This is a genomic window from Paraburkholderia lacunae (assembly GCF_003353175.1).
GTDB classification, from domain to species: domain Bacteria; phylum Pseudomonadota; class Gammaproteobacteria; order Burkholderiales; family Burkholderiaceae; genus Paraburkholderia; species Paraburkholderia lacunae.
Genome location: NZ_QHKS01000004.1, coordinates 115316 through 141985 on the forward strand (window position 1 = coordinate 115316; position 26670 = coordinate 141985).

At 63.4% G+C, this 26670-nt stretch carries 25 protein-coding genes; 9 read left to right on the forward strand and 16 right to left on the reverse strand.

Features of this window, described 5'->3' with window-relative positions; translation table 11 throughout:
• The first annotated feature begins 111 nt into the window (after positions 1-111).
• Entirely contained in the window at positions 112-2112 is a 2001-nt protein-coding gene (locus tag DLM46_RS07280) for an AI-2E family transporter (RefSeq protein WP_115100093.1), read from the forward strand.
• A gap of 138 nt (positions 2113-2250) precedes the next feature.
• Here DLM46_RS07280 and DLM46_RS07285 read toward each other — a convergent pair whose 3' ends face one another.
• The 3 genes from DLM46_RS07285 to DLM46_RS07295 all read right to left on the reverse strand — a co-directional run bounded on the left by DLM46_RS07285 (position 2251) and on the right by DLM46_RS07295 (position 5365).
• Positions 2251-3234 carry a 2-dehydropantoate 2-reductase gene (locus DLM46_RS07285; RefSeq protein ID WP_115100094.1) on the reverse strand — a complete coding sequence of 328 codons (984 nt, stop codon included), beginning with the start codon at positions 3232-3234 and terminating at the stop codon, positions 2251-2253.
• A 109-nt stretch (positions 3235-3343) separates the two neighbouring features.
• Positions 3344-4135, reverse strand: coding sequence for a class II aldolase/adducin family protein (locus DLM46_RS07290; protein ID WP_115100313.1), 792 nt, complete (start codon positions 4133-4135; stop codon positions 3344-3346).
• 30 nt (positions 4136-4165) lie between these two features.
• A complete protein-coding gene (locus tag DLM46_RS07295; RefSeq protein ID WP_115100314.1) occupies positions 4166-5365 on the reverse strand; it encodes an amino acid aminotransferase in 1200 nt (399 codons plus the stop codon).
• 151 nt (positions 5366-5516) lie between these two features.
• Here DLM46_RS07295 and DLM46_RS07300 point away from each other — a divergent pair, with 151 nt between their 5' ends.
• Entirely contained in the window at positions 5517-6476 is a 960-nt protein-coding gene (locus DLM46_RS07300; protein WP_115100095.1) for a LysR family transcriptional regulator, read from the forward strand.
• A gap of 34 nt (positions 6477-6510) precedes the next feature.
• Here DLM46_RS07300 and msrA read toward each other — a convergent pair whose 3' ends face one another.
• From msrA to DLM46_RS07315, 3 genes are all read right to left on the reverse strand, one after another.
• Positions 6511-7257, reverse strand: coding sequence for a peptide-methionine (S)-S-oxide reductase MsrA (gene msrA, locus DLM46_RS07305; RefSeq protein ID WP_115100096.1), 747 nt, complete (start codon positions 7255-7257; stop codon positions 6511-6513).
• Positions 7258-7301: 44 nt separating this feature from the next.
• The gene (gene msrB / locus DLM46_RS07310) at positions 7302-7805 is read right to left on the reverse strand and encodes a peptide-methionine (R)-S-oxide reductase MsrB (protein WP_115100097.1); all 504 of its coding nucleotides are present in this window, start codon (positions 7803-7805) and stop codon (positions 7302-7304) included.
• 137 nt (positions 7806-7942) lie between these two features.
• A complete protein-coding gene (locus DLM46_RS07315; RefSeq protein WP_115100098.1) occupies positions 7943-8452 on the reverse strand; it encodes an Lrp/AsnC family transcriptional regulator in 510 nt (169 codons plus the stop codon).
• Between the two features lie 158 nt (positions 8453-8610).
• Between DLM46_RS07315 and DLM46_RS07320 the strand changes: the two genes are divergently transcribed.
• On the forward strand, positions 8611-9627 hold the full coding sequence (locus DLM46_RS07320) for a 1-aminocyclopropane-1-carboxylate deaminase (protein ID WP_115100099.1): 1017 nt from the start codon (positions 8611-8613) through the stop codon (positions 9625-9627).
• A 134-nt stretch (positions 9628-9761) separates the two neighbouring features.
• Here DLM46_RS07320 and DLM46_RS07325 read toward each other — a convergent pair whose 3' ends face one another.
• Positions 9762-10652, reverse strand: a complete 891-nt coding sequence (locus DLM46_RS07325; protein ID WP_115100100.1) for a LysR family transcriptional regulator — start codon at positions 10650-10652, stop codon at positions 9762-9764.
• Positions 10653-10783: 131 nt separating this feature from the next.
• On the opposite strand from DLM46_RS07325, the gene DLM46_RS07330 reads away from it, so the two are divergent.
• Positions 10784-11509 (forward strand): pirin family protein, encoded by a 726-nt coding sequence (locus tag DLM46_RS07330; protein WP_115100101.1) that lies wholly within the window; start codon positions 10784-10786, stop codon positions 11507-11509.
• A gap of 123 nt (positions 11510-11632) precedes the next feature.
• Here the strand turns inward: DLM46_RS07330 and DLM46_RS07335 are convergent, their stop codons facing one another.
• The 4 genes from DLM46_RS07335 to prpR form a co-directional block, all read right to left on the reverse strand.
• The gene (locus tag DLM46_RS07335) at positions 11633-12787 is read right to left on the reverse strand and encodes an alkane 1-monooxygenase (protein WP_115100102.1); all 1155 of its coding nucleotides are present in this window, start codon (positions 12785-12787) and stop codon (positions 11633-11635) included.
• Positions 12788-13095: 308 nt separating this feature from the next.
• Entirely contained in the window at positions 13096-14688 is a 1593-nt protein-coding gene (gene ahpF / locus DLM46_RS07340; protein WP_115100103.1) for an alkyl hydroperoxide reductase subunit F, read from the reverse strand.
• 154 nt (positions 14689-14842) lie between these two features.
• The gene (gene ahpC, locus DLM46_RS07345) at positions 14843-15406 is read right to left on the reverse strand and encodes an alkyl hydroperoxide reductase subunit C (protein ID WP_063499251.1); all 564 of its coding nucleotides are present in this window, start codon (positions 15404-15406) and stop codon (positions 14843-14845) included.
• A gap of 137 nt (positions 15407-15543) precedes the next feature.
• Positions 15544-17523, reverse strand: coding sequence for a propionate catabolism operon regulatory protein PrpR (prpR, locus tag DLM46_RS07350; protein WP_115100315.1), 1980 nt, complete (start codon positions 17521-17523; stop codon positions 15544-15546).
• Positions 17524-17738: 215 nt separating this feature from the next.
• Here prpR and DLM46_RS07355 point away from each other — a divergent pair, with 215 nt between their 5' ends.
• The 3 genes from DLM46_RS07355 to DLM46_RS07365 all read left to right on the forward strand — a co-directional run bounded on the left by DLM46_RS07355 (position 17739) and on the right by DLM46_RS07365 (position 20971).
• Positions 17739-18623, forward strand: a complete 885-nt coding sequence (locus DLM46_RS07355) for an isocitrate lyase/PEP mutase family protein (RefSeq protein WP_115100104.1) — start codon at positions 17739-17741, stop codon at positions 18621-18623.
• A 339-nt stretch (positions 18624-18962) separates the two neighbouring features.
• The gene (locus tag DLM46_RS07360; protein ID WP_115100105.1) at positions 18963-20402 is read left to right on the forward strand and encodes a DHA2 family efflux MFS transporter permease subunit; all 1440 of its coding nucleotides are present in this window, start codon (positions 18963-18965) and stop codon (positions 20400-20402) included.
• A gap of 125 nt (positions 20403-20527) precedes the next feature.
• Positions 20528-20971, forward strand: coding sequence for a GNAT family N-acetyltransferase (locus DLM46_RS07365; RefSeq protein ID WP_115100106.1), 444 nt, complete (start codon positions 20528-20530; stop codon positions 20969-20971).
• Here DLM46_RS07365 and DLM46_RS07370 read toward each other — a convergent pair.
• Both DLM46_RS07370 and DLM46_RS07375 read right to left on the reverse strand, forming a co-directional pair.
• The gene (locus DLM46_RS07370; RefSeq protein ID WP_115100107.1) at positions 20962-21852 is read right to left on the reverse strand and encodes a 2OG-Fe(II) oxygenase; all 891 of its coding nucleotides are present in this window, start codon (positions 21850-21852) and stop codon (positions 20962-20964) included. The two genes, DLM46_RS07365 and DLM46_RS07370, sit on opposite strands and share 10 nt — an antisense overlap.
• 93 nt (positions 21853-21945) lie before the next feature.
• A complete protein-coding gene (locus tag DLM46_RS07375; protein ID WP_115100108.1) occupies positions 21946-22425 on the reverse strand; it encodes a nuclear transport factor 2 family protein in 480 nt (159 codons plus the stop codon).
• Positions 22426-22742: 317 nt separating this feature from the next.
• Here DLM46_RS07375 and DLM46_RS07380 point away from each other — a divergent pair, with 317 nt between their 5' ends.
• Together DLM46_RS07380 and DLM46_RS07385 are read left to right on the forward strand one after the other, a co-directional pair.
• Positions 22743-23309, forward strand: coding sequence for a hypothetical protein (locus DLM46_RS07380; RefSeq protein ID WP_244305939.1), 567 nt, complete (start codon positions 22743-22745; stop codon positions 23307-23309).
• 140 nt (positions 23310-23449) lie between these two features.
• A complete protein-coding gene (locus DLM46_RS07385; protein WP_115100109.1) occupies positions 23450-24802 on the forward strand; it encodes a DUF2325 domain-containing protein in 1353 nt (450 codons plus the stop codon).
• Between the two features lie 22 nt (positions 24803-24824).
• Here the strand turns inward: DLM46_RS07385 and DLM46_RS07390 are convergent, their stop codons facing one another.
• The 3 genes from DLM46_RS07390 to DLM46_RS07400 all read right to left on the reverse strand — a co-directional run bounded on the left by DLM46_RS07390 (position 24825) and on the right by DLM46_RS07400 (position 26442).
• On the reverse strand, positions 24825-25148 hold the full coding sequence (locus DLM46_RS07390) for a winged helix-turn-helix domain-containing protein (protein WP_115100110.1): 324 nt from the start codon (positions 25146-25148) through the stop codon (positions 24825-24827).
• A gap of 115 nt (positions 25149-25263) precedes the next feature.
• Positions 25264-25887: a nitrogen fixation protein NifQ gene (locus DLM46_RS07395; RefSeq protein ID WP_115100111.1), complete on the reverse strand. Its 624-nt coding sequence runs from the start codon at positions 25885-25887 to the stop codon at positions 25264-25266.
• Positions 25888-25953: 66 nt separating this feature from the next.
• On the reverse strand, positions 25954-26442 hold the full coding sequence (locus DLM46_RS07400) for a molybdopterin-dependent oxidoreductase (protein WP_115100112.1): 489 nt from the start codon (positions 26440-26442) through the stop codon (positions 25954-25956).
• Between the last annotated feature and the right edge of the window lie 228 nt (positions 26443-26670).

Genomic DNA, 26670 nt, shown 5'->3' on the forward strand with positions numbered 1-26670 from the left:
CGCCTACAATCCAGCCATACGAATTGCCGATGCGCTCCATCGGCCGCCGCCGGCTTATCCTCGCGCGCCGTCGATCAAGCGCCGGCGCAACTACATCGGAACGTTTTGCTCATGAAATTATCCTTACCGCCGCAGGAGCGGCCGAACCGCGTATACCCGCCAGGGACACCGGGTCTGCATGGTTTGGTCTCGGTGGTCACCGGCGTGGTGGTGGTTTGCGCGCTCTACTTCGGGCGCGAGGTGCTGATCCCGATCACGCTGTCGGTGCTGCTCAGCTTTCTGCTTGCGCCGCTGGTGCAGGCGTTGCGGCGGCTGCGCATGGGCCAGTTGCCGTCGATCTTCATCGCGGTGCTGTTCGCCCTCGCCACCTTGCTGGCCGTCGGCGGGCTGATCGGCGCGCAGCTGGTGCAGTTGGCCGGCGATCTGCCGCAGTATCAGGTGGCGATCGAACAGAAGATCGAGACGGTGCAGGAGAAGACCGTTGGGCGCGCCGATTCGCTGATGACCCGCGCCGCCGCCACGCTGCAACGCGTCGCGCCGACGCGGCCGCCCCCGCCGCGCCCAACCGGCCGCGCCGCCCGCAACGCGCCCGCCGTGCCGACACCGGTCGAAGTCCACGAGCCGTCGCCGACGCCGCTGCAACTCGCCCAACGCGCGTTGTCGCCGGCCATCGCGCCGATCGAGACCACTTTCATCGTGCTGGTGGTGACGATCTTCATCCTGCTGCAACGCGAAGATCTGCGCGACCGTTTGATCAGTCTATTCGGCTCGCGCGATCTGCATCGTACCACCACCGCGATCAACGATGCCGCCGGGCGTCTGAGCCGCTACTTCGTCGCGCAACTCGGCGTGAACCTGGGCGCCGGCGGGACCATCGCCATCGGTCTCGCGATTATCGGCGTGCCTGGCGCGCTGCTGTTCGGCGTGATCGCCGCGTTGCTGCGCTTCGTGCCGTACATCGGCATCTGGATCGCCGCGCTGCTGGCCGTGTTTCTTGCCGCCGCCATCCAGCCGCAATGGACGATGGCCGTCTACACGCTGATCCTGTTCATCGTTGTCGACGTGGTGGCCGGGCAGATCGCCGAGCCGTATCTGTACGGTCATCGCTCGGGCCTGTCGCCTCTGGCCGTGGTGGTAGCGGCCATTTTCTGGAGCTGGCTGTGGGGGCCGATCGGGCTCGTGCTGTCGACCCCGCTCACCTTGTGCGTCGTCACGCTGGGCCGTTACGCAGACCGGCTGAACTTCCTGACCGTACTGCTGGGCGATCAGCCGGCGCTCTCGCCCGCGCAGAATTTCTATCAGCGTCTGCTCGCGGACGATCCGCATGAAGCCATCGTGCAGGCCGAGCGGCTGCTGCGCGAGATGTCGCTGATCGATTACTACGACGAAGTCGCGCTGGAAGGGCTCAAGCTCGCCCGCAACGACGCGATGCGCGGCGTGCTGATGCCTGAGCAGTTGTCGCGGATCAACGACGCGCTGGTCGATATCGTCGAGAACCTGGAGGTTGTGGACGGCGTGCCGGATCGTCTGTCGCGCACGGAGCCGGCCGAATCCGCCGGGTCCGCATCGGCGTCGGCATCGGCTGATCTTTCCGAGCGGCATGACGGCCACACTTCGGCCCGCTTGCAGGCGCATCAGGAAACCGACAAAACGTCGGTGCTATGTGTGCCCGGACGCGGCGCGTTCGACGAAGTGACCACGGCGATCGCCGTGCAATTGCTGGCACGCCACGGCCTCGCGTCGATGATGGCCACCCATTCGGGGTATCGCAGCGCGCGTGCGGACGAACCGAACTTCAGGGACGCGCCGATCATCTGCATCGTCTCACTCGACGCGCCGGATTCGCCGCCATACCTGCGAAACATGCTGCGGCGCACGCGCGAATGGCGGCCTCGGGCGACGGTGATCGTGGCCGTCGGCGACGGCCCATCGGAACGCGGCGCCGAAACGGGAGCGACCGGCGCTTCACACTCGGTGCCGACGTTCCGCGCGATGATCGAAGAGTGCCGGACAGCGGCCTCGTTGCAGTACACGCGTCAGTCGGCGCATACGGCCGGGGCCGTAATCGGGGCCACTGGAACTGGAGCCGGAGCCGGAGCCGGAGCCGACTAAGCCTATTCGCCGGTCGGCGCTATTGGAGAAGGCCGTGACACACGCTCGTGTCTCACGGCCTTCTCCGTTTAGAAACGTCGTGACGATCTGGTCCGTCCCGCTTAGTGCGCGCGGGACGGCTCACCCTGCCGGTACGCTTTAACGCCCCGGATACAACCCCAGCGTGCTCGCATGCAAACGCGCGAGGCCGAGCAATGCGTCCGTATACGGCGTCGGTACGCCGGTCAGTTGTCCCAACTCACGCACCGCTGCCACCAGCGCGTCGAGTTCGACCGCCTTGCCTGCCTGCACGTCTTGCAGCATGGACGTCTTCATTGCGCCGAGTTTCAGCGTGACCTCGTGCCGATCCGCCGGCGCCTGCCCGATCGGAATACCGAAACGCGCGCCGATCTCCTTCGCCTCCAGCATGACGCTCGTGACGAAGCCGCGCACCAGTTCGTCGCTGAGAATCCGGTCCGTCGTCGCGCCGGTGATCGCGCTGATCGGATTCATCGTCATGTTGCCCCACAGCTTGTACCAGACGTCGCGCTGAATCTGCTCCGACATCGAGGCATCGAAACCCGCCGCGGCCAGCGTCGCCGTGAGCGCCTTCGCGCGCTCGCCCGGTTGTCCGGACGCCTCGCCGACGATCAGCCCGTTGCCCTGATGATGCCGGATGACGCCGGGCGCATCGACCAGACAGCTGGCATGCACGACGCAGCCCACCGTCTGCGTGGTCGGAATGGCGGCGGCAATCGCGCCGTCGGGGTCGATCGACTTGAGCCGCTTGCCGGCGAAGTCGCGGCCAAGCCCGTCGCAGAACCACCACGGTACGCCGTTCATCGCGGTGAGCACGGTCGTCTGCGCGCTCAGCAACGGCGCAATATGTGCGGCCACCGACGCCATCGCCGGCCCCTTGACCGCCACCACGACGAGATCCTGTGCGCCCAGTTCCGCCGGGTGCTCGCTCGCGTTCACCTGCACGGTATGCGTCTGGCCGCCTTCGATCAGGCGCAACCCATGTTGCCGCAACGCGGCAAGCGTCGCGCCGCGCGCCACCACGCTCACGCCGTGACCGGCCTGCGCGAGCTTCACGCCCATCCAGCCGCCGATCGCGCCCGCACCGTAGATAGCTACTTTCATTGTTTCAATCCTCGCTTTGATCCTGCGCCGATGCGCGGCTCAGACCTTCTGTTTCAATCCTTCCGTCCCGATCGTTATGCCTCAATCCTTATGCCTCAATCCTTATGCCTCAATCCTTATAGCTGGCGTCGATGCGGTCCACCCTGCGCACCAGGGCGTCGAACACGTCCTGCCCCTCACCGTGACGCGGATCGAACTGCAACGCGTCGCGCGAGCAGCGGATTGCAACCTCCTCGGGAACCGGCCGCGCGCGGCCCATCGAGAACGTCGCCATTTGAATCTCGCACGCGCGGTTGAGCGTCCACAGCACCGCGAAGGTTTGCGGCAGCGTGTGGCCCCATGCGAGCAGACCGTGGTTGCGCAGAATCACTGCCTGCTTGTTGCCGATGTGTTCGAGCAGCCGCGGCCCTTCTTCCGCATGCACGGTGATGCCTTCGAAGTCGTGATACGCCACGCGGTCGTGCAATTGCGCGCTATAGAAATTGGTTTGCTGCAAGCCGTCTTCGAGGCAGGCCACCGCGACACCGGCCGTGGTGTGCGTGTGCATCACGCAGTGTGCGTCAGGCAAGCCTTCGTGAATCGCCGCGTGCACCACGAACCCCGCCGGATTCACCGGATAGGGCGAGTTATCGAGCACACGGCCTTGCGCGTCGATCTTCACGAGATTGCTCGCTGTCACCTCGCTGTAGTGCAGGCCGAACGGGTTGATCAGAAAATGCCGTTCGCCGCCGCTGACGCTCGCCGGCACACGCAACGTGATGTGGTTGTAGATCATCTCGGTCCAGCCGAGCATATCGAAGACGCGGTAGCACGCAGCCAGTTGCACGCGTGCCTGCCATTCGTCGGGATGCATTGCGGCGTACTTCGGTGCGGTTGCCGGCGGCAATTCCAGGGTAGTCATCAGGGTCTCCATTTATGGCGTTTCATTCTGCTATGCGCCCGCCACGACCGCCGCTATCGACGACGCCACATAGTCCGCGTTGCGCGCATTCAAACCGGCAACGCACATGCGCCCGGAGCGCAGCACATACACCGCGTATTCGCTACGCAAGCGCTCGACTTGTGTTTCGCTCAGACCCGTATAGGTGAACATGCCGCGCTGCGCGACATACCGTGCGCGCATCACTTCATCGACGCGGCCCGCGAGGCCCGCGTGAATCGTCTCGCGCATCGCGAGAATCCGTTCGCGCATATCGCCGAGTTCCGCCTCCCAAGAGGCGCGCAACGACGTGTCCGACAACACATTGGCAACGAGGCGCGCGCCGTGCGTCGGCGGATTGCTGTAGTTCGCGCGCACCGTCGACATCAATTGACCGAGCACGCGACCGGCCTCTTCCGCGCTCCTGCAGACCACGCTCAACGCGCCGCAGCGTTCGCCGTACAGCGAAAAATTCTTCGAGAACGAATTGGCCGCGATCAACGGCACGCCGGCCGCGGCCAGCAAACGGACGCAGGCCGCGTCTTCTTCCAGACCTGCGCCGAAGCCCTGGTACGCCATGTCGACGAACGCAATCAGATTGCGCCGCAGCAATACCGGCACCAGTTCGTCCCACTGAGCCGGGTTCAGATCGACGCCGGTCGGGTTGTGACAACACGCGTGCAGCAACACGATGCTCTTTTCCGGCAAGCGGCCGATCGTGTCGAGCATGTCGGCGAAACGCAAGCCGCCGGTGCGTTCGTCGTAGTACGGATAGGTGTTGACCGTGAGCCCCGCGCCTTCGAACACCACGCGATGATTTTCCCAGCTCGGATCGCTGATCCAGATCTGCGAGGCCGGAAAATAGCGTTTCAGGAAATCGGCGCCGACTTTCAGCGCGCCCGAGCCGCCGATCGTCTGCAAGGTCGCGATCCGGCCGGCCGCGCGCGCTTCGTTGGCGGCGCCGAACACCAGCGCCTGAGCCGCGTCGCGATACTGTGGCAGGCCGGCCATCGGCAGATAGGAGCGCGGCCCGATCGCCTCGAGCAGCGCGCTTTCGGCGCGGCGCACGGCGTCCATCACCGGCAGCTTGCCGGCATCGTCGAAGTAGATGCCGATGCTCAGGTTGACCTTGTTCGGGCGCGGGTCGAGTTGGAAATCCTCGTTCAGGCTCAGGATCGGGTCGCCGGGGTAAGCGGGAATATGGTCGAACATGGTCATTCCTTGAGTATGGGCCGTTGCAGAAAGACGAAGTCTAATGCGGCGCTGGATTCGGATGTCGGGAAGAACGAGTGTCGGTTAGGCGGCTGCCGCGCACAATCAATGGTTTTTTCACGATTCGTAAGTTTTTCTTTAGAATCGCCTCATGCCTCTCACTCGCGTCACTATCCGGCAGTTCGAAGCGTTTCTCGCCATCGTCGATTTGCATAGTATCGGCGCGGCGGCGGAGCGGCTGGGGCTGACTTCGTCGGCCGTCAGCCAGTTGCTCGCGGAGCTGGAAACGGAACTGGGCTTTCGTCTCTTCGACCGTACTACGCGGCGAGTGAATCTGTCGAGCGCGGGACAGGATTTTCTGTCATCGGCCGAATCGGTGCTGCGCCATGTGCGCGCGGCCGCCCAATCCGCCGACGATATCCGCAACCGCGCCGCCGGCATCGTGCGGGTCGGCGCGCCGCTGGTGATCGCGGCGACCGCGCTGCCGGCGGCCATCGCCGAGTATGCGCGCGATAAACCCAAGGTGGTGGTGCGCATTTTCGACACCGTGGTCGAGCAACTGGTCGAGCGTGTGGAGAGCGGCGACGTGGATCTGGCGATCGGCCCCGACCGCCAGAGCGGCACGCGGGTCCGCCGCGATGCGGCGTTTGCGAGCCCGTGGGTGATGTGGTGCGCGCCGTCGCATCCGTTGAACGCGCGGCGCCGGATGGTGTGGCAGCATCTGCGCGATGTGCCGATCGTCGCCACCGGGCGCGATCACGAGCGCGCAGTCGAGCAGATGCTGGCCAATCTGCCGGCCGAGGCGCGCATCATTCCGGTGGACGTGGTGGACAACGTCACCACCGCGTTCGGCCTTGCCGCGCAAGGGCTCGCTGTGACGCTCGCGCCAGCCTACGTCGCGCCGCTCGCCAGGACATTCGGGTTGGTGATGAAGCGGATCGTCGATCCCGAAACGATCCGCGAGGTGTGCGTTTATCGCTCGACCGAACGTGCGCTGTCGCCGCCGGCGGATGGTTTCGCCGACTTCGTCACGCCGTGGCTCAAGCGCTGGGACCGCGCCACGCAGACCGAGGCGAAACCCAGGCGAGGGCGGCTTCCGGCTGACTTTTGACTCGAGGTCCGGTTCACGCCGGATCAGGACCGCTCTACTGCTGCGCCGTTTCGACCAGCACCGGCTTGTCACGATACAGAGCCGGGAACAGGCGCTTCAGGTTCGCGACCTTCGGCATGTCGTTGATCGCGATATACGCTGAATTGGGATGCAGCGTCAGGTAGTTCTGGTGATAAGACTCGGCCGGATAGAAGCCCTTGAACGGCTCCGTCTTCGTGACGATCGACGCGGAGAAAACATGCGCTTTGTCGAGTTGCGCGATATAGCTTTGCGCGACGCGCCGTTGCATGTCATTGAGCGGGAACACCGCCGAGCGGTATTGCGTGCCGCTGTCGGGCCCCTGGCGATTCAGCTCGGTCGGGTCGTGAATCACCGAGAAGTACACCTGCAGCAACTGGCCATAGCTCACCTTGGTCGGATCGAAAGTGACCTGAACGGACTCGGCATGACCGGTGCTGCCACCGCTGACGGTTTCGTACTGCGCGGTATCGCGCTGGCCGCCGGAATAGCCCGACACGGCCTTCGTCACGCCGCGCACGTGCTGGAAGACGCCCTGCACGCCCCAGAAGCAACCGCCCGCGAACACCGCAGTCTCCTCGTGCGACGTGGCCGCCGACACCGGTTCGTCGAGCGCGGGCGGTGCGATCACGACCGCGGCCTCGGACGAGAATGCCGCGCGCTGCGTCCCCAGCAACGCCACAGCGCACAGTCCAAGCGAAAGCATGATGGCCGCTACGCGCGAGCGGGCCGGTTTGCCAATGACGCGTTTTCCGATACTCATGATGTTCGTCCTGATTGGATAAGCTCGTTCCGTGCGACGCCTGCTCATGCCGCCGCCGGCGTAAAGACCAGCGCCAGGCCGTTCATGCAATAGCGCAGACCGGTCGGCTTGGGTCCATCGTCGAATACGTGGCCCAGGTGGCCGCCGCAACGCCGGCACAATACCTCCTCGCGCGTCATGCCGAAGGACTTGTCGGAGCGGGTAATGACCGCATGATCCAGAGGCTGCCAGAAACTTGGCCAGCCCGTGCCGCTGTCGAACTTGGTCTTCGAAGAAAACAGCGCCAGTTTGCAGCCGGCGCATGCAAACGTGCCCGCGCGGTGCTCGTCGTTTAGCGGGCTGGTGAAAGGCCGCTCCGTGCCCGCTTCGCGCAGAACTTTGTACTGCGCGTCGGTGAGCAGCTTGCGCCACTCGGCTTCGCTATGTGTGACCTCGTACGCCACCGCTGCGTTCGCACCCGCCGCGAAGGCCGCGCGCCAGGCCGATGTACCGCCGGCGAGCGAAGCCGCGCCGATTAATCTGAAGAATATCCGTCTGCCGCAAGTCATGATGATCGCCCCGGAAAATCCGTTCCATTCACCCCGTTCCAGCGCCTCTGGCGCCTCCCGCGGGTGGTCCCGATGCTTAGTCGGCCCCGTGCGGTTTTTATGACAGCATGCGCGCCTTTTCGCGTGAAAGCAGCATGTCAAAGCGGAAATCGGGTCGTGGACAGGATCTCCTTGAGGACCATGAACGAGCGGATCTGGCGCACGCCCGGCAGATACAGCAACTGCTCCGCGTGCAGGCGATTGAAGCTGTCGCTGTCACGCGTGCGGATCGTCATGAAGTAGTCGAACTCGCCGGTGACGACATGACACTCCATGCAACCCGGCACCTTCTGCGCGGCTTTCTCAAAGTCCGCGAACGACTCCGGCGTGGAGCGATCCAGCACCACGCCGATGATCACCAGCATGCCCGCGCCCGCCGCTTTCGGATCGATCAACGCGACGACTCCGCGAATCAAGCCGGACTCCTTTAACCGCTCCACGCGCCGCAAACACGCCGGCGCGCTCAGCTTCACTTTGGCCGCGAGCGCGACGTTCGAAATCGACGCATCGATTTGCAGCTGACGCAGGATCGCGCGGTCGATGCGATCGAGCGCCTCGCGCGGAGCGGCTTCAGCCGTCGATAGGCTACGAATTTTTGTTGCGTTCATGGGTTTCCCTACGACGTTTTATTAAGTCGTTTTAGATTATCCAGTCTTTAAAGTAGGTTCACTGGAATTTTTTTGCAAGCTCATTTCCAGCACTTTTGCCTACCATCTGTTTAACGCGAAAGCTTGCTGTTCGCGTCAAACCTACAACCGGAGCTGTTATGAACCTGCAACGATTCCCTCGCTATCCGCTGACTTTTGGGCCGACGCCGATCCAGCCGCTGAAGCGTCTGAGCGACCACCTTGGCGGCAAGGTGCATCTGTATGCGAAACGCGAGGACTGCAACAGCGGGTTTGCGTTTGGCGGCAACAAGACACGTAAGCTCGAGTACCTGATTCCCGAGGCCCTGGCGCAGGGCTGCGACACGCTGGTATCGATCGGCGGGATCCAGTCGAACCAGACCCGCCAGGTGGCGGCGGTTGCGGCGCATCTGGGGATGAAGTGCGTGCTGGTGCAGGAGAACTGGGTCAACTATTCGGACGCCGTGTACGACCGCGTCGGCAACATCCAGATGTCGCGCATTCTGGGCGCCGACGTGCGGCTGGTGGCGGATGGTTTCGACATTGGTTTTCGCAAGAGCTGGGAAGACGCATTGGAGAGCGTGCGGGCCGCCGGCGGCAAACCGTACGCAATTCCGGCGGGCTGCTCCGACCATCCGCTGGGCGGCCTCGGTTTTGTGGGCTTTGCGGAAGAGGTACGGCAGCAGGAAGCCGAACTCGGCTTCAAGTTCGACTACATCGTGGTGTGTTCGGTGACGGGGAGCACGCAAGCCGGCATGGTGGTCGGTTTTGCTGCGGATGGCCGGGCTGACCGCGTGATCGGCATCGACGCCTCCGCGAAACCTGCGCAGACGCGCGAGCAGATCACGCGAATCGCCAGACAGACGGCGGAAAAAGTCGGCCTCGGGCGCGACATCACCGGCAAGGACGTGGTGTTGGACGAACGCTATGGCGGTCCGGAGTATGGTTTGCCGAACGAAGGCACGCTCGAGGCAATCCGCTTGTGCGCGCGCCTCGAGGGTGTGCTGACCGATCCCGTGTACGAAGGCAAATCGATGCACGGCATGATCGACATGGTCCGCAAGGGCGAATTTCCGGAAGGTTCACGCGTGCTGTACGCCCACCTGGGCGGCGTGCCGGCGCTGAACGGCTACAGCTTCATTTTCCGGAACGGGTAAATCAGCGGGAAGCAGGAAGCTGCCAACGGCGGCGCAAAGCGAACGGCTTGCGCCGCCATGGGTGGGCAGACGGGAGCAGCCGAGCCGACCTGACCTGTGCGAAGTACCCTTCGGAGCGCGCAGCGCCGCCGGAATCAGGCAACCAGAACCTTCCCCAACTGCTCCCGCAAAAAAGCGACGAAAACCCGAATCGTCACCGAACTCTGCCGATGCTGCGGATACACAGCGTAAGCGGTCAACCCTCGAGGCTGGAACTCGTCCAGCACGGTCACCAACTGAGCGCGCCTGATAGCATCGGCCACGATAAAATCGGGAAGCCGAACGATCCCCAATCCGGCTACAGCCGCATCGCGAATCAGATCGCCGTTATTCGCCCGCAGCGGCCCCCGCACTTCAAAACTCCTGAGCGCCCCATCGACAACGAACTCCCAGCTCACCGCCCCACCTTGCCCATACAGCAAGCAGGAATGCCGCTCCAGATCGGCAGGCACTTTGGGCGCTCCGCGCCGACGCACATAAGCAGGACTGCAACAGGCGACCATCCGCACATCGGCGAGCTTCTGCGCGATCAGCGTCGAGTCCGGCAACGTGCCGATCCGGATCGCCATATCGAAGCCCTCGCCCACCACATCGACAGTGCGATCACTCAGTTCCATATCGAACCGCACATCCCCATGCTTGCGCAGAAACATTGCCACGAGCGGCGACAGATGCATCATGCCGAACGACATCGGCGCGCTGACCCGTAACAAACCGCGCGGCCCGGCGCGCCGCAGCGACATCGCCTGCTCGGCATCCTCCACTTCACCCAGGATGCGCCTCGCGCGCTCGTAAAACTCCTGACCCAGTTCGGTCACGGCGAGCTTGCGTGTATTGCGGATCAGCAGCCGCACGCCGAGCGCCTCTTCCAGCGCCATCACGCGCCGGCTGACGAACTGCTTCGATAGCGACAGCCGGTTGGCCGCCGCGGTGAAGTTATGGGCGTCGACCGTGGCGACGAAGATCCGCATGTCATCGAGTTGCATTGTATTGTCCACTCATACGTGACAGTGTTTCCTATATAGACATGATTATATACATCCTGATTGACCTACACTGTCGCTCATGGATCGCGGACAAACATCTGGCCGGATCGCACAAACCAAGGAGAAATACGATGCTCGAAATCAGACACGCCAATCAACGCGGCCGCGCGGAGCACGGCTGGCTCAGCTCACGTCATACGTTTTCCTTCGCGAACTACCACGACCCGAAGCAGAACGGCTTCTCCGACCTGCTCGTGATCAACGACGACCGCGTCGCGCCGGCGCAAGGCTTCGGCAAGCACCCGCATCGCGACATGGAAATTTTTTCGTACGTGCTGGAAGGCGCGCTGGAACACAAGGACACGATGGGCACCGGTTCGGTGATCGTGCCCGGCGACATCCAGTTGATGAGCGCGGGTACCGGCGTCGCGCATAGCGAATACAACCATTCGAAAAGCGACCCCGTGCATTTCCTGCAAATCTGGATTGCGCCGGCACAAAAAGGCACGCCGCCGCGTTACCAGCAACGCCGCTTCGGTGCGGATCAGAAGCGCGGCGTGCTGCGTCTGGTGTTGTCGCCGGACGGTGCGAACGAATCGCTGGCGCTGCAACAGGATGCGCGCGTCTATGCGGGCCTTTTCGACGGCGACGAAACCGCCCGCCTCGAACTCGCCAGCAACCGCTATGCCTATGTGCACGTGGCGCGCGGCAGCGTGACGGTGAACGGCGTCGAACTTGGCGAGGGCGATGGTGCGCGGGTCCGCGGCGAAGAAGCGCTGACCTTCACGCAAGGCAAAGATGCGGAAGTGCTGGTGTTCGATCTGCGTAACATCGAAATGTCGGAGCTTTGGTCTTAATCGGCTTCGCCGGGAAAAAGACTCATTCGACCGGCGGTGAGATCACGCTTCAATCTCCGCTGAAAAGACGCCGCCCGGCATCAACCGGGCGGCGTCTTTTTTTTTATTACCTGCGACTTCGCGCTACCCGGCAAGCTGCGCCAGCACACGCTCGCGAATCGCCGGCCGGATATTCGACTGCGCCATGTTGCCCTGGTAGTGTGCGACCACGCGCGGGTTCATCACGCGGAACCAGAGCGGCGGCACATACGCGACCATGATCATGGTCGCGTAACCGGAGGGCAATTGCGGCGCGCCGTCGAAATGGCGCAGCGCCTGATACGAGCGCGTCGGATTCGCATGATGATCGGCGTGACGCTGCAACTGGTACAGAAACAGGTTCGTCACGATGCGATTGCTGTTCCAGGAGTGCTGCGGCTGACAGCGCTCATAACGGCCGCTCGCACGCTGCTTGCGACCGAGCCCATAGTGCTCCAGATAGTTGACCACCTCGAGCAGCGACGCACCGTACGCCGCCTGAATCAGCAGGAACGGGATGACTGTCTTGCCGAACAACGCGATCATCGCGCCCCACAGCACGACTGTCATTGCCCACGAGTGCAGTACTTCATTACGCCACGTCCACGGCGATTGACCGAGGCGTTCGAGCCGGTGTCTTTCCAGGCGCCATGCCGATACGATGCTGCCGAACACCGTCCGTGGCAGAAAGGCCCAGAACGACTCGCCATAACGTGCACTGGCCGGATCGGGCGGCGTCGCCACGCGCACATGATGACCGCGATTGTGTTCGACGAAGAAATGCCCGTATGCGACCGGGGCGAGCGTGATCTTCGCGAGCCATCGTTCGAACCGGTCGGTCTTGTGACCGAGTTCATGCGCGGTATTGATCGACACGCCGGTCGCCGCGCCCAGCGAGAGTGCAAAGCCGAGATAGTCGTACCACCTCAGCGCATGCGTGCCGACGATCCACACCGCGCCGAAGAACGACACGTATTCGACGAAAGTGGCGAGATAGACGATGCGGCGGTAGTAGCGTTCCTTTTCGAGCGTCGCGACCACCTCCTCGGGCGGATTGCCCGGGTCGTCGCCGATCAGAAAGTCGAGTACCGGGATAATGCCGAACACGAAAATCGGCCCGAACCACCAGAAGATAGGCCAGCCGGTCTGCAACGCCAGATGGGCGGCGTGCAACGGCAAGGTGATGGTGAGCGCGCCGAGCAGCCATAAATAGCGCTTGCCGTCGACCCACCGCGCGGGGGCCGCTTGCGATGTTGCCATTGTCTCCCTCCTGGTTTTATGTCGCCGCGTGTCCGCGGGCTTCGGCTTTCCATTTCCAATAGCGTGCAGACTGGCAGGACTTTGTCCGACTCCAGATTTATATGGCGCGGCGGCCGGATTAGCCAGTGAATTGACCCAGGTGGGAGACTCCAAACGAAGGAGGCGCGGGCGGGGCGCGTGGAGTGTGCTTCGAGCGGGTGAATGAAACCGGTGTTTGACGGTTTGTTGCGGTGCACTTATAGCGACAAAAACGGCAACAAAAACGGCGGCCCGCAAAAGGCCGCCGTTCACTGTCTAAAACAAATCCATCAAGCCGTCAGCTCTGCGTCGGCCTCGCTGACCACTTCGGCTTCGTCACTGCTGCGGATCAGATGATCGAACGCGCTCAGCGATGCCTTCGCGCCCTCGCCCACGGCAATCACGATCTGCTTGAACGGCACGGTCGTGACGTCGCCGGCGGCGAACACACCCGGCACCGACGTCGCGCCGCGTGCGTCGACGACGATCTCGCCGTGCTTCGACAACTCCACCGTGCCCTTGAGCCACTCGGTGTTCGGCACGAGGCCGATCTGCACGAACACGCCTTCCAGTTCGACCTTTTTCGTTTCGCCGGAACGCAGATCCTTGTAGACCAGACCGTCGACCTTCTTGCCGTCGCCGGTGATTTCAGTGGTCTGCGCCTGGGTCACGATCGTCACGTTGGCGAGGCTGCGCAGCTTGCGTTGCAGCACTTCGTCGGCACGCAGTTGTGCGCCGAATTCGAGCAGCGTCACTTCACGGACGATACCCGCGAGATCGATCGCCGCCTCGACGCCCGAATTGCCGCCGCCGATCACCGCGACGCGCTTGCCCTTGAACAGCGGACCATCGCAATGCGGGCAGTACGCCACGCCATGATTGCGATACTCGCGCTCGCCCGGCACGTTGATTTCGCGCCAGCGCGCCCCGGTCGCCAGAATGACGGTCTTCGCCTTGAGCACCGCGCCGTTTGCCAGCCGCACTTCGTTGATGCGGCCCGGGATCAGCGCTTGCGCACGCTGCACGTCCATGATGTCGACTTCGTAGCTCTTCACGTGCTGTTCGAGTGCCGTCGCGAACTTCGGCCCTTCGGTTTCCGTCACGGAGACGAAGTTTTCGATCGCCAGCGTATCGAGCACCTGGCCGCCGAAGCGTTCCGCAACCACACCCGTCGCAATGCCCTTACGCGCCGAGTAAATCGCGGCCGCCGCACCCGCGGGGCCGCCGCCGACGATCAGCGTATCGAACACCGGCTTCTTTTCCAGTTCCTTCGCCGCACGCGCACCGGCGTTGGTATCGAGCTTCGCGAGGATTTCCTTCACGCCGCTGCGGCCTTGGCCGAACACTTCGCCGTTCATGAACATGGTCGGTACCGCCATGATCTGGCGCGCTTCGACTTCGTTCTGGAACAGCGCGCCGTCGATCGCCACGTGGCGGATGCGCGGGTTGATCAGCGCCATCACGTTCAGCGCCTGCACGACTTCCGGGCAGTTCTGGCACGACAGCGAAAAATACGTTTCGAATCGATAGTCGCCGTCGAGGTTGCGGATCTGTTCGATCACCGCATCGTCGAGTTTGACCGGATGGCCGCCGACCTGCAAAAGCGCGAGGACGAGCGAGGTGAATTCATGCCCCATCGGAATGCCGGCGAAACGGATGCCCGCATCCTTGCCCGGCTCGCCGATCGAAAACGACGGCTTGCGCTCGTCGTCGCCGCGCCGCTCGACCACCGAAACACGCTCCGACAGCGAAGCGATATCGTTCAGCAACGCCAGCAGCTCCTGCGATTTCGCGCTGTCGTCAAGCGAGGCGACGATCTCGATAGGCCTGCTAACCTTTTCGAGGTACGTTTTCAACTGAGTCTTGAGATTGGCGTCAAGCATGGTTATTCGATTCCGTGACGAGGGGTGTTAGGTCCCGAGCGCCGCACGCATCCGGATAGGAAGCGTGCGGCCCGGGAACGCGCGGACCGCTCCATCAAGCGATCCGCACGGAGATGCGCCGCAACGCGGCGCTTGCTGCGGCGGGACCTGGACCTTAGATCTTGCCGATCAGGTCGAGCGACGGGGTCAGCGTTTCAGCGCCCGGCGTCCACTTGGCGGGGCAAACTTCACCCGGGTGAGCCGCGATGTATTGCGCAGCTTGCACCTTGCGCAGCAGTTCGCCGGCGTCACGGCCGATACCGTTGTCGTGAATTTCGGCCAGCTTGATCTCGCCTTCCGGGTTGATCACGAACGTGCCGCGCAGTGCCAGGCCTTCTTCTTCGATCAGCACGTCGAAGTTGCGCGAGATCGCCAGCGTCGGGTCAGCGAGCATCGGGTACTTGATCTTCTGGATCGTGTCCGACGTGTCGTGCCATGCCTTGTGCGTGAAGTGCGTATCGGTCGACACGCTGTAGATTTCGACGCCGAGCTTCTTGAATTCGGCGTAACGATCGGCCAGGTCGCCCAGTTCGGTCGGGCAAACAAACGTGAAGTCAGCCGGATAGAAAACGAAAACCGACCACTTGCCCTTCAGGCTTTCTTCAGTGACGGTCTGGAAATCGCCGTTGTGATAAGCCTGGGCCTTGAACGGTTTGACTTGGCTGTTGATGATCGGCATTTACTGAGTCCTCTTTGCTGGTTGGTTGGAAAGTGGAGTCAGTATGTCAGACGTTACTTAATAGGTAAAGCGGATTGTTTTAATCATTGCGATAGTTTTACACTATTTATCGACCTACTGATGGCTATCGCGCCGGATCAGTCTTTCATAAGCCGCCACAGGGTCGTGCGGCCGATTCCCAGCGCCCGGCTCGCCGCGGCGCGGTTGCCGCCAGCCTCTTCGAGAGCGCGGATGGCGTCCTCGCGGGTTGGGGTGCTGCGGGCCGGAGCCTCATCGGCGAGGCGGTACGCTGGGGCTGGCGCCGCAGCCTGCTTCATCCGCCCGAATTCCGGAAACACCGCTTGCCGGTCCTGCCAGGCCTCGCCGGCCGGATCGCCCAGGTAGATCGCGGCGCGCGCCAGCAGGTTCTCGAGCTCCCGGACGTTGCCGGGCCACGCATAGTGTTCGAACAACGGCGAGAGGAACGCCAGCACACGCTCGAGCGCCGCATCCGGCAGCCCATATTGGAGCGCGCTGCGGCTTAGCAGGTGCCGCGCCAGTTGAGCGACGTCGCCGCGTCGTTCGCGCAGCGGCGGCAATTCTATCTGAAGCAGGTTCAGACGAAAATACAAATCCGCGCGGAACACACCCTGCTCGACCAGTGCATGCAGATCGCGATGCGTGGCGGCGATCACCCGCACGTCAATGGGCGTCGCGCGCCCCGAGCCGAGCTTCATCACTTCACGTTCCTGCAACACGCGCAGCAGGCGGCTTTGCAGCGCCGCCGGCATCTCGCCGATTTCGTCGAGGAAAATCGTGCCGGTGTGGGCGATCTCGAAGAGGCCCGGCTTGCCGCCGCGCCGTGCGCCGGTGAACGCGCCCTCCTCGTGGCCGAACAGTTCGCTCTCGATCAGCCCTTCGGGCAGCGCCGCGCAATTGAACGCGACAAACGGATTGCCGCGCCGCCGGCCGGCGTTGTGGATGCCCTGCGCGACCAGCTCCTTGCCGGTGCCGCTTTCGCCGCTCAACAATACGGTCGCGTCGTGCGCGGCGCCCGCGCGTGCGAGCCGCCGCACCCGTTCGAGCGCCGCCGAGCCGCCGACCAGATCGTCCAGACTGTGCCGCGCGACCAGTTGCTTCGGCCGCTGGCTGGTGCGCAGCGAGCGGTCGATCCGTTGCGCGACCCGCGCATCCTGCACCGTCACCACCGAACCGGAACGCAAACCCTGTTCGACGATCGGCACGCAGTTGACGATCAGCGCACGGCCGCCGATCTGCTCGATCCGTTCTTCGACCGGCGCGTCGTGCTCGAGCGTCTCGCGCAGCAGCGGTCCGACGGCCCGTGCCAGTTGCGCGGCGACGTCCTGTTCGCGGCCTCCCAAGGGGAGGTCCTTCGGGGCGTTGAGGCCGAGCAGATCGAGCATCGCCGGATTGACGGCTTCGAGCTGACCGGCGTCGTCGAAGGCGGCGACGCCGTCGCGCAGGTGAGCGACGATCGTGTTCAGACGCACGCGCTTCGATTCCTTCTGACGGCTCACGCGCGCCAGTTCGACCGAGCGCTCGAACGCTTCTTCGACCGCCCCGAGCGAGTAGAGAAAGACGCTCTCCAGACCGGCTTGCTGGGCGAAATCGCATGCCATACCCGGACCGATGATGACGCTGCAACCTTCAGCGGCCAGGTTGTCCACGGCGAGCCGCACTTCGTCGACCGAGCGGTACGCGCGCTGCCGCAGACCCACATTCAGCCACGCGCCGAGGTCGGCGAGTTCGTGCGAAATCGTTTCATGCAGCACGAGGCCGATCTGCGCGCCGGGCCATGTGGTGGTGGCGCGGGTGATCGCGCTCAGCACGTCGAAGCCGTTCACCTTGACCATCACGACCGGCACGCTCAGGTGGTCGCGCAAATAGGCGCCGTTCGATCCCGCCGCGAGGACGACGTCCACCGCCCCGGCATCGACATAAGCCTGCAACGCGGCGACGGCGGCGCCGTAACCCTCGCGGACCGTGAAAAACCTGGCGCGCCCGGTGTAGCGCGGCGCAACCGTTTCGCACAGCGTCTGCAGACGGCTGATACTGACGAGAGCAACGCCGGGGCGGCCCGGATTCGGGTTGGCAAGGGGCGGCGTGAAAGTGGACACTGCGGCACTCCGTTCTTGGCTGAAACGTTCCATGAAACGTTTCGTGGAACACGCCGGCTATTCTGCCATGAACCACCGTGCCGCGCCCTACCGCCTAACCTACTGATTGTTCGACGCAAATCTACGCACCGGCGATTGGCATGCTTCCTGCGGTTCTTCCTGCACTTCACGCTGGCCTTTCTATCCCACTTCAGATTTTCCGGAGACAAACTGTCATGAGCACTTCTTCCGCCACCCGCCGCGCCGCCTTCCGCGCCAAAGTCAACGAACGCCAGGGCCTGCTCGTACCCGGCGCGTTCAACGCAATGAGCGCGCGCGTGATCGAAGACGCCGGCTTCGAAGCGCTCTACATCACGGGCGCCGGCGTCACCAACATGTCGCTCGGGTTGCCCGACCTCGGCTTCATCGGACTCGCCGAAGTCGCCGAACACACGGCGCGGATTCGCGATGCGGTCGCGCTGCCGCTGATCGTCGATGCGGACACCGGTTTCGGCAACGCGCTGAACGTGCGCCAGACCGTGCGCGTGCTCGAGCGCAGCGGCGCCGATATGATCCAGTTCGAAGACCAGATCATGCCGAAGAAATGCGGCCACTTCGCCGGCAAGGAAGTGGTCGGCACGAGCGAAATGGTCGGCAAGATTCGCGCGGCCGTCGACGCCCGCGAAGACGGCAATCTGCAGATCATGGCGCGCACCGACGCGGCCGCGGTGCACGGCATCGAAGATGCCATCGAGCGCGGCCATCGTTTCATCGAGGCCGGCGCGGACATTCTGTTTATCGAAGCGACTGAATCGCTCGCCGACATCGAACGTCTGCCGGCGCTGTTCGACGCGCCGCAACTGATCAACATCGTGATCGGCGGCAAGACGCCGGTGCAATCGCGCGAAGCGCTCGCGAAACTCGGCTACGGCATCGTGCTGTACGCGAACGCGGCGCTGCAAGGCGCGGTGCTAGGCATGCAACGCGCGCTCGGCACGCTCAGGAGCAACGGCCGCCTCGACGAAGACGCCACGCTGGTCGCACCGTTCAGCGAACGCCAGCGGCTCGTCAACAAGCCGCTGTACGACAGGCTCGATCGCGAATACGCGGCGAAGGACTGATCGGCGCGACGACCTCGCAGTGTTTCCGGAGCGCCTGCGCGCGTCGGCCTCCGGCTTGCCTCACGCCACTGTTACGTCCCTCCCGGGCGGTGTCGTGCGAGTTATTGCGTTAGGATTCGAGGCTGGCGGCACGGTGCGATCTTTCAGCGGTACTTCGCCGACACGTCACCGACACGTCGGCGCGGGCCGCGATCCCGCCGCTCGTCCACCTGCCGGGGATGCCGGAAACACGTTTTCGAAAGGTAGTCGCAAGAACATGAGGTCAACACAATCCCGCGGTACGCGCCGCCAGGGTGGCGACGGCGTCGAATTCACGCGCGGTGCGATGGGGCTGGCGCAATGACCCGCGCAAGCGCTCGCGATTCGCACGTCGGCTGGCTGCCCTATATCGTGGCGGCCACCTTCTTCATGGAGTACCTCGACACCACCGTGATCGCCACCGCGTTGCCGCAGATGGCGCACTCGTTCGGCGTCGGCCCGAACAGCCTGAGCCTCGGCATGACGACTTACATGCTGGCGCTGGCGATTTTCATACCGGCGAGCGGCTGGGTCGCCGACCGCTGCGGCTCGCGCACGGTGTTTTTCAGCGCAATCGGCGTTTTCACGGTGGCTTCGGTGTTGTGCGGCTTGTCGCAGAACGTGACCGAGTTCACCGCCGCACGGCTCCTGCAAGGCATCGGCGGAGCGATGATGGTGCCGGTGGGCCGGCTGATCGTGGTCCGCAGCACCGAGAAGAGCCGCATGATGCATGCGATCTCCACCATCACCTGGCCGGCGATTGCCGCGCCGGTGGTCGGACCGCCGATTGGCGGCTTCATCACGACCTATGCGTCGTGGCGCTGGATCTTTCTGCTCAACGTGCCGTTCGGACTCGCAGTGATGGCCATCGCGATCGTGCTCGTGCCTAACCTGCGCGGCAGCGAACGCAAGCCGCTCGACGCGGCCGGCCTGCTGCTGAGCGCCGTAACGCTGACCGCGATCCTGTACGGCGCCGAACTGGCGAGCCAGCCCGGCGAGAATCCGTGGATTGCCGCGGCATGCATCGTCGGCGGATTGCTGGTTGGCATGGTGGCGTTCCAGCATGCCAAGCGGCATCCGCATCCGCTGATCGACGTATCGACGCTGAAGATCCCCACCTTTTCGGTGACGGTGGTAACGGGTTCGCTGACGCGCATCGGCATAGGCGCGGCGCCGTACCTGATGCCGCTGCTGTTCCAGGTCGGCTTCGGCTTGTCCGCATTCAAGTCGGGCTTGCTGCTGCTCGCGAGCGCGCTCGGCAACCTCAGCATGAAGGCACTGACCACGCGCATCTTGCAGCGTTACGGCTTCCGGATGGTGTCGATCGTCGACGTGACGGTAGCCGGCATGTTCATCATCGCGTGCGGCCTGTTGACGCCGGATGTGCCGCTCGTGCTGGTGTTGTTCGTCGTGTTCGTTTACGGCGTGGCGCGCTCCATGCAATTTTCGACGCTGGCCACCCTTGCCTACGCCGACGTCGCCCAGCCGCAGATGAGCGCGGCCAGCACGCTATGGAGCGCGGCGGCGCAGATGACGATCGGCTTGGGCATCGCCTTTGGCGCCGTGTCGCTGCGCGCGGCTGCGTTCTTCAATGGCGAGACGACCGGCCGCGTATTCACGCTCGACGACTTCCGTCTCGCGTTTCTGTTTGCCGGCGTGCTGACGCTGATATCGGTGGTCGGCTACAAGGGCTTGGCGCACGACGCCGGCCAGAGCATCGGCGGCGGATCGCGCGGCGCCGAAGATCCGGCGAAAGGCTGAAAGGCTGAGCGCGAAGCGGGCAGGAAGCTGACAGGAAGCGAGTAAAAAGCGGGTAATAAGCGGCAGCGGCGCGAACGCTGCCGCCTCCTTTTGATTGGCTTTAGCGGAACAAGCGGAGACTTGCGATGCAAGCAAACGACCTGACGATATCGAGCAACAAGGACGACCTCGACATCGAGATGATCTACACGTTTTTGTCGCAGGAGACAGCGTGGGCGAAGGACATGCCACGCGTGACGCTCCAGCGGGCGATAGAGGGATCGCTGTGCTTCGGTGGATATATCGGGGGCAGGCAGGTCATGTTCGCGCGCTTGATAACGGATTGTGCGACTTTCGCCTATCTATGCGACGTCTTCGTCCTCCCGGCGTACCGTGGCAAGGGTTATGCGTCGAAGCTGATGAAACATATCTTCGCGTCGCCGTCGCTCACGGGACTACGCAGAATCGTCCTTGTGACGACGGACGCGCACCATGTCTATCAGCCCCACGGCTTCCACGAATTGGCGAATCCGGAGCGTTACATGGAACTCCATGATCCGGACGTCTACAAGACGGCGCCTCAGCCGTAAACCCTCTCCCGCATCCACTTGGTCATAATCCACTTGTCACCACGGAGCACCGGCGCGCCCCCATGCAAGGTCAACGGATCGAGTTGCCGCTGCCCATTCATGTACCGGAAATACACCGCTCCGCCTTGCCTCGCCGCGACTGACATACCCGCCTCGGGAAAAATCGTCTCCCCGCCGTCAGCGACATCGTTCAAATAGACAATCAGCGTAGCCACACGCTGGCCCCCTTGAGCGGTATGCACGGCACTACCCGCCTGATCCGGCGGAAAATAATCGAAATGCGGCCGATATTCACCGCTAGTGCCGTAATGCAGAATCTGCAGCCCCTCGCCGTTTTCGACCGGCCAGTTCATCAAACTCGAGATGCGCCGGTCCATCTGCTCGATGAACGCATCTTCGCCGCGCTGAAACCAGATGCCTTCGCTGCTGCGATGGCGAATCACATCTTCCTTGCCGGTTTCGGGATTGACAATGGTCGAGCGTTTGAGCCGGTGCCGCGAGCGTTCGATCAGCTCGCCGCACTCGTCGGCCGAGAGCACGTCGGCAAACACGATCAGTTGGGGCCGTTCGCAGCGCATCAGCACCCTGACGTCGCGATCGTACGCGTGGATCAGATTGCCGCTCGCGACGGGCGCTTCGTCGTACTGGTACGCGTGCGGCACGGCTTGCGTCCGCGCCGCCTCAGTCGCACCCCCAGTCGCCCTGTGAGCCAGGCTGGCCACTTCAGCAGGAGTCGTGCCAAACGCCCTGTGCACCGCCGCGCGGGCGGCATCGGTTGCGAAACCGGCCTGCACCATCGAATCGATCATCGACTCCATGCTGCAACCGCGATCCACATTGGTACTCAGCCACTGTTCCCAGGCTGCATCCACTACAGGCATGGCATTCCCCATTCGTCGGTGTGACGAAATACTGCATCATCCGGCCGGATCAAGGCAAGCGCGAGACCCGGCGTGCGCCGCCGCGCTCGCCGCTCACGCCCGACGTTGCCTGCGTCGATAGAGTTCGAGGCCTTTTTTCGCCTGTGCCCTGATCGCGCGTTGCACGAACGGCGTCCAGCCGAGCACCGCACCTTTGACGCCCAGCGCCTGACGCGCCCAGCGCCACAGGTCGAAACTGTCGCGATGTTCGACAATACGGCCGTCGCGAAACACGAAACGAGCATCGATCCGGTTGACCACCATGCGGCCCGTCTGGCTGAACGTGTAGCGGGCCACCCAGTGAGCGCGGCCTTCACGCTCGTCCGCTTGAACGCCGTCGAAGGTCAGAGAAAAATCCTGCGCGCGCGAAACCAGCATGCGCCACATATCGCGCGCTTCTTCACCGCGCAGCTCGCCAAACGCGGGATCGCTGAAAACCACGTCGTCGGCATAACAGGCGGCCATTGCCTCGGCGTCGCGCTGTTGGAACGCGGTGTAAAAACGCTCGATCAATTCGGTGTTGGGATGGCTCATTTTTCTCTGTTATAGGTTGCCCGCTCCCGAAACAGCCAGGCGGGAAAGCGCGCGCGCAGCTTCACGCGCACGCAGCACACAATATCGGAAAATGAACCAGCCGGGGCGCTGCCTGACGGATCGCCACTTATCCGTTCGAGTTCGAACGGGTGTCGGCGAGTTTGCCCGCAATGTGTGACGGCGCACGGTGTCCGTGTAACATTCGCACCGCCATTCGTTATATTCTATCGTATATCACGGTAGGCTTCGTGGCGGGCGGCGGCTAACCCGTCGTCACGGCATGACGAAGCGGAACAAGCAAGCGGGAGCCAGCAGCAGTGCGTAGTCGATCCACATTGTCCGAACTGGCGGGGCGCCTCGAGCGTGTCCCGCATGAGCTTTCGTCGACCATCGTCGCGGTGAAGCCGGCGGCCGACCGTGGCCGTGCCGACCTGATCCGCGACGTCGTCGATGCATTCCGGCGCCTATACGGCAGTGTGTCGCGCTTCGTGCTGATGCTGACCGACGACCAGGCACGTTTCGCCTCGGTCGGCACCTCGGGTTCGCATTCGTTGAACCAGTTGCTATCCATCCTCGCCGAACAGGCCAATGAAGTGGCGTTCGTGCGTCTGCGCGAATTGAAGGCGGCGATCGAGGAAGCGCGTTCAGCCGAGCAGCTTCGCGATGCGATCTTTTCCGATGCATTCAGCAACGATCACGCTGCGTTACGCAAGGTCGCCGCGGAACTGGAGCGGCTCGATACCGCCTTTATCGGCCTCTGCGTCGGGCATGTCCTGGAGCAGCACGAGCGTTTGGCCGGCGCAACAAGCGCAGCGGTCACGAGGCGCGGCACCCCGGCACGCCAACCGTGTACGGAACCCATCTTCGTCAGTTCAAACGACTGACCTGCCAAGGCCGCCTATGAACGCTTGTTTCTTCCTATCGCTATATTCTCCCGGATACATCGATAGGAGCCATTGCGTCTCAAACATGCCAACAACACCCGGCCAGCCAGCCTGACACCGGAACCGGACTCGAGGTCGACATGCACATGCCTCCGTTTCGTCTCGCCCAGACTCCTCGCCTCGAACTCTCCAGCGACGCGCCTGACGGCAATCGCTTGCGCGCGGAGGATTCATGCTGCTCGCCGGCCAAGGCCTTGCTCCCGAACACCAGACGGCGCGCGCGACTCGCCGAACTCGACAGCCATCTGCATTGCTCGATCATCGGCACGTGTCTCAGCACGCTTGAGCTGCGCAAGCTGGTGCCCAGATTCACCGCACTCGATCGTCAGCACGCGAGCGATCTCGAGATTCATCACGCGGCAGTCGAGCTCGCAATCGATGGCGGCGCGGGCGCCAAGGCGCTGCACAAGTTGCTGGACGAGCACTATGCGGCGGCGCTTCGCCGTTTCGACAAAGCCGCCGACGACGAGGCCTTGCTGAACCTGTGGGACGAAGCACGGAAAAGCGGCGACATTCCACCGGCTTATTGGGCCTTGATGACGCATCCCTACGCAACCGTGCAGGTGCGCCAGAAAGCGTTCGGTGAATTGCACATGCTGTCGCATCTCGTTGGAGCGGCCAATCGCGCGGACATTCGCCGGCTAGTCGCCCTCGAAGCAGAAAACGCCGCGCTGAAAGAGAAAATCGAGCAGCAGCAGAGCCGCTTGCAGGAACTCGGCACGCAGCATTACGTGTCGATCAATACACTGAACGAGCAGATCGTCCAGCTGACGGCGTTGGCCACCCGCCAGAGGCCGACCGACGCCGCCGATTTCGCAGCCGACTTGCAAAGGCTGCGCGAGAAGCTGGTCGAAGCCGATCGACGGGTAGCGTTGCATACCAGCCGTCGCGAAGCCGCGGAACAGCGACTGCTCCAGGAGCAAGGTGCCTCGGAAGCTTTGCGCAAAAGCCGCGATCAGGCGCTGGCGCATCTGACGCTGGTGCAGAACGAATGCGATGCGCTGGAACGCGCGACCGTCGACGCGGCGCACGGCGTACACGGAGGGGCCGCCCGCCACGCCAGCCTCGATAGCGTGCGTGGCAAACGGATCGTGTATGTCGGCGGCAGGCTGGGTTCGAATGCCGCGCTCAAGCGGCTGGTGGAAGCAGCCGGCGGTGATTTCGTGGTGCACGACGGCGGCGTGGAAGATCGCAAAGGCCTGCTCGCCGCCGCGCTGCCGGGCGCCGATATCGTCGTGTTTCCGGTCGACTGCATCGACCACGATTCGATGCATACGCTCAAACGCATTTGCGAGCGCCATCAGATCGGCTATCACCCGTTGCGCACGGCTAGTGTGGCGAGTTTCGTCGAGTTGATGACGCGCCTGCACCCCGAGCATCTTGCCCAGCTCGGCAATCCGCCGCCTTCAGTGTTCTGCCTGCGCCACGGTTGAGCCCCGCACGGGAGTTGGCCGCTCAGCAGCGGATCAGCCTGGTCAGTTCGGCAATCTGTTTGGCGCAGCTTCGTTGCGCCTGTACTTCGACGTCGCGGTAAAGACGAATGATGTTTTCGCCGACTGCGGTAAGCGTGCAGCCGCCGCCGCTTTGACCGCCCTGCTCCGATTGCGTGGCGGGCGCCTTGAGCGAGCGGTTCAGCTCGTCGATCAGCAGCCATGCGCGCCGGTACGACATGTCGAGGCTGCGCGCCGCAGCCGAAATCGAACCGTACTCGCGTATGGCTTCGAGCAGTTCGACTTTGCCCGGCCCGAGCGCGACGGCGTCGCCGCTGCGGATGCGCATTCTGAAGCGCACTTCGGGGCGCGTTTTCGCAGGTCTTGATCTGGTTTTCGCGGTATCAGCCATGCGCGAAAGCATACACGAACAGCCCATCGCTGCCATCCTGGCTGGACGGATGTTATCGGCGCTCGCCGAAGCAATATCCGTAGTCTTCACACCCCGGGCAACCGGGCGCGGGACCACGCGGCTGGCCGAGCGAAAGCGCACGCTGCTGCGCGAGGAATTTCTTCCAGCGCAGATTGGCGGTGTTCAACACGACCAGGGTGGGGAAATAACGCGTCAGCATCCACGTGACTTCTTCGCGGCCGGTCAGGCCGAGATCGCGCCAGAGGTGGTCCGGCCGCAAGCAGGCATGGGCAATGATCGAGGCGAGACAGTGGGCGTCGTCTGCATGGACTGCGGCGCTGACATGCGTGAGCAGCAGCGCGCGCAGCGTGTCCACAAAGTACGCGTGCTCGCCGCTATTGACGGCAAGCGGTAGCCGCGGCGCGGCAAGGTGCGCAAAATGCCGCTCGAGTAGCGCGCGCCACGCCGGCGCCGGCAATCCGAGCAGCGCGAGTTCGTTACGCACATCGCGCGCGGCAATCAGTTTGGCGAACAGATGCGTGTCGGGCGAAGCGGCGTCCGTGGCCGCCGCCAGCCACTCGCGTGTGCGCACCGCAACCTGCGCATCGGGCGGCGCAAGAGGGTCTGCGCCGAATGCAGGCGCGGTTGCAAAGCGTGAAAGCGGATCGTCAGACATGGCGGCAACGCGAGTAGCACCGCGAGGATGAGCAGCGGATCATATTACGCCTGCCGCCCGGATTGCTTACGCCGAAGCCAGCAGCACGTGCGCCTCGATCCGCGCGAGACGTTTGACATGGCGCGGTGCAGGCAAGATATCCGCGCCGGAAAACAGGATCGGTGCGCCGTCTTCGACATCGAGCGCACGGCCGCCACATTCGTAAGCGACCAGCACGTGTTCGCCGACTGGCGTGTTGAACAGCTCATGCCACGAGAACGTCACGACATAGCCATCGTGTCCCACCGCCATGAACACGGTGCGCTTGAACTCGCCAGGCACGTCGTTCGGCAGGCCCGCTGCCGTTATCAAGGTCGTCAAACGCACGCCGCGATATGGCTCGACGCGGCGGATAAAACGATTCGTCGTGTAGCAACGCAAATCGAACGGTCTGGCCAACACGCTTTCATAGCGCTCGAGTTGCCCCAGGTCCAGCGACTGCTCGCGTTGAAACCGCCCGTTCAGAACGAGCGTACCTTCGACGGCAGGCGGGGTAATCACATTGACGCTATGCATAGGCGGCTACCTCCAGCATCGATACCTGACCGGTTTGGTCATTCGTTATGTTCGTGCGTATATTACGCCGCAATGGACCCCTGCTGCACGAAACGGCATCGATACGCAATATATTGCCGGACATATCGGCGATTCCAACGCCACCGGCGCGATCGGCAGCCGACAGCGACAGCGACAGCGACAGCGACAAAAATACACGGCGCGAGTAGGCGCGCCGCCTTACAACCC

Excerpts from the sequence above, each read along its gene's own strand:
- DLM46_RS07395 (WP_115100111.1), bottom strand. The coding sequence starts at position 25,887 with ATGTCTGACGATCCGCTTTCACGCTTTGCAACCGCGCCTGCATTCGGC.
- DLM46_RS07315 (WP_115100098.1), bottom strand. The coding sequence starts at position 8,452 with ATGAACGCAACAAAAATTCGTAGCCTATCGACGGCTGAAGCCGCTCCG.
- DLM46_RS07320 (WP_115100099.1), top strand. The coding sequence starts at position 8,611 with ATGAACCTGCAACGATTCCCTCGCTATCCGCTGACTTTTGGGCCGACG.
- DLM46_RS07390 (WP_115100110.1), bottom strand. The coding sequence starts at position 25,148 with ATGCGCATCCGCAGCGGCGACGCCGTCGCGCTCGGGCCGGGCAAAGTC.
- DLM46_RS07330 (WP_115100101.1), top strand. The coding sequence starts at position 10,784 with ATGCTCGAAATCAGACACGCCAATCAACGCGGCCGCGCGGAGCACGGC.
- msrA (WP_115100096.1), bottom strand. The coding sequence starts at position 7,257 with ATGAGTATCGGAAAACGCGTCATTGGCAAACCGGCCCGCTCGCGCGTA.
- DLM46_RS07280 (WP_115100093.1), top strand. The coding sequence starts at position 112 with ATGAAATTATCCTTACCGCCGCAGGAGCGGCCGAACCGCGTATACCCG.
- DLM46_RS07365 (WP_115100106.1), top strand. The coding sequence starts at position 20,528 with ATGCAAGCAAACGACCTGACGATATCGAGCAACAAGGACGACCTCGAC.
- DLM46_RS07355 (WP_115100104.1), top strand. The coding sequence starts at position 17,739 with ATGAGCACTTCTTCCGCCACCCGCCGCGCCGCCTTCCGCGCCAAAGTC.
- DLM46_RS07375 (WP_115100108.1), bottom strand. The coding sequence starts at position 22,425 with ATGAGCCATCCCAACACCGAATTGATCGAGCGTTTTTACACCGCGTTC.
- ahpC (WP_063499251.1), bottom strand. The coding sequence starts at position 15,406 with ATGCCGATCATCAACAGCCAAGTCAAACCGTTCAAGGCCCAGGCTTAT.
- DLM46_RS07385 (WP_115100109.1), top strand. The coding sequence starts at position 23,450 with ATGCACATGCCTCCGTTTCGTCTCGCCCAGACTCCTCGCCTCGAACTC.
- DLM46_RS07290 (WP_115100313.1), bottom strand. The coding sequence starts at position 4,135 with ATGACTACCCTGGAATTGCCGCCGGCAACCGCACCGAAGTACGCCGCA.
- DLM46_RS07370 (WP_115100107.1), bottom strand. The coding sequence starts at position 21,852 with ATGCCTGTAGTGGATGCAGCCTGGGAACAGTGGCTGAGTACCAATGTG.
- ahpF (WP_115100103.1), bottom strand. The coding sequence starts at position 14,688 with ATGCTTGACGCCAATCTCAAGACTCAGTTGAAAACGTACCTCGAAAAG.
- DLM46_RS07295 (WP_115100314.1), bottom strand. The coding sequence starts at position 5,365 with ATGTTCGACCATATTCCCGCTTACCCCGGCGACCCGATCCTGAGCCTG.
- DLM46_RS07300 (WP_115100095.1), top strand. The coding sequence starts at position 5,517 with ATGCCTCTCACTCGCGTCACTATCCGGCAGTTCGAAGCGTTTCTCGCC.
- DLM46_RS07285 (WP_115100094.1), bottom strand. The coding sequence starts at position 3,234 with ATGAAAGTAGCTATCTACGGTGCGGGCGCGATCGGCGGCTGGATGGGC.
- DLM46_RS07400 (WP_115100112.1), bottom strand. The coding sequence starts at position 26,442 with ATGCATAGCGTCAATGTGATTACCCCGCCTGCCGTCGAAGGTACGCTC.
- DLM46_RS07360 (WP_115100105.1), top strand. The coding sequence starts at position 18,963 with ATGACCCGCGCAAGCGCTCGCGATTCGCACGTCGGCTGGCTGCCCTAT.
- msrB (WP_115100097.1), bottom strand. The coding sequence starts at position 7,805 with ATGACTTGCGGCAGACGGATATTCTTCAGATTAATCGGCGCGGCTTCG.
- DLM46_RS07325 (WP_115100100.1), bottom strand. The coding sequence starts at position 10,652 with ATGCAACTCGATGACATGCGGATCTTCGTCGCCACGGTCGACGCCCAT.
- DLM46_RS07335 (WP_115100102.1), bottom strand. The coding sequence starts at position 12,787 with ATGGCAACATCGCAAGCGGCCCCCGCGCGGTGGGTCGACGGCAAGCGC.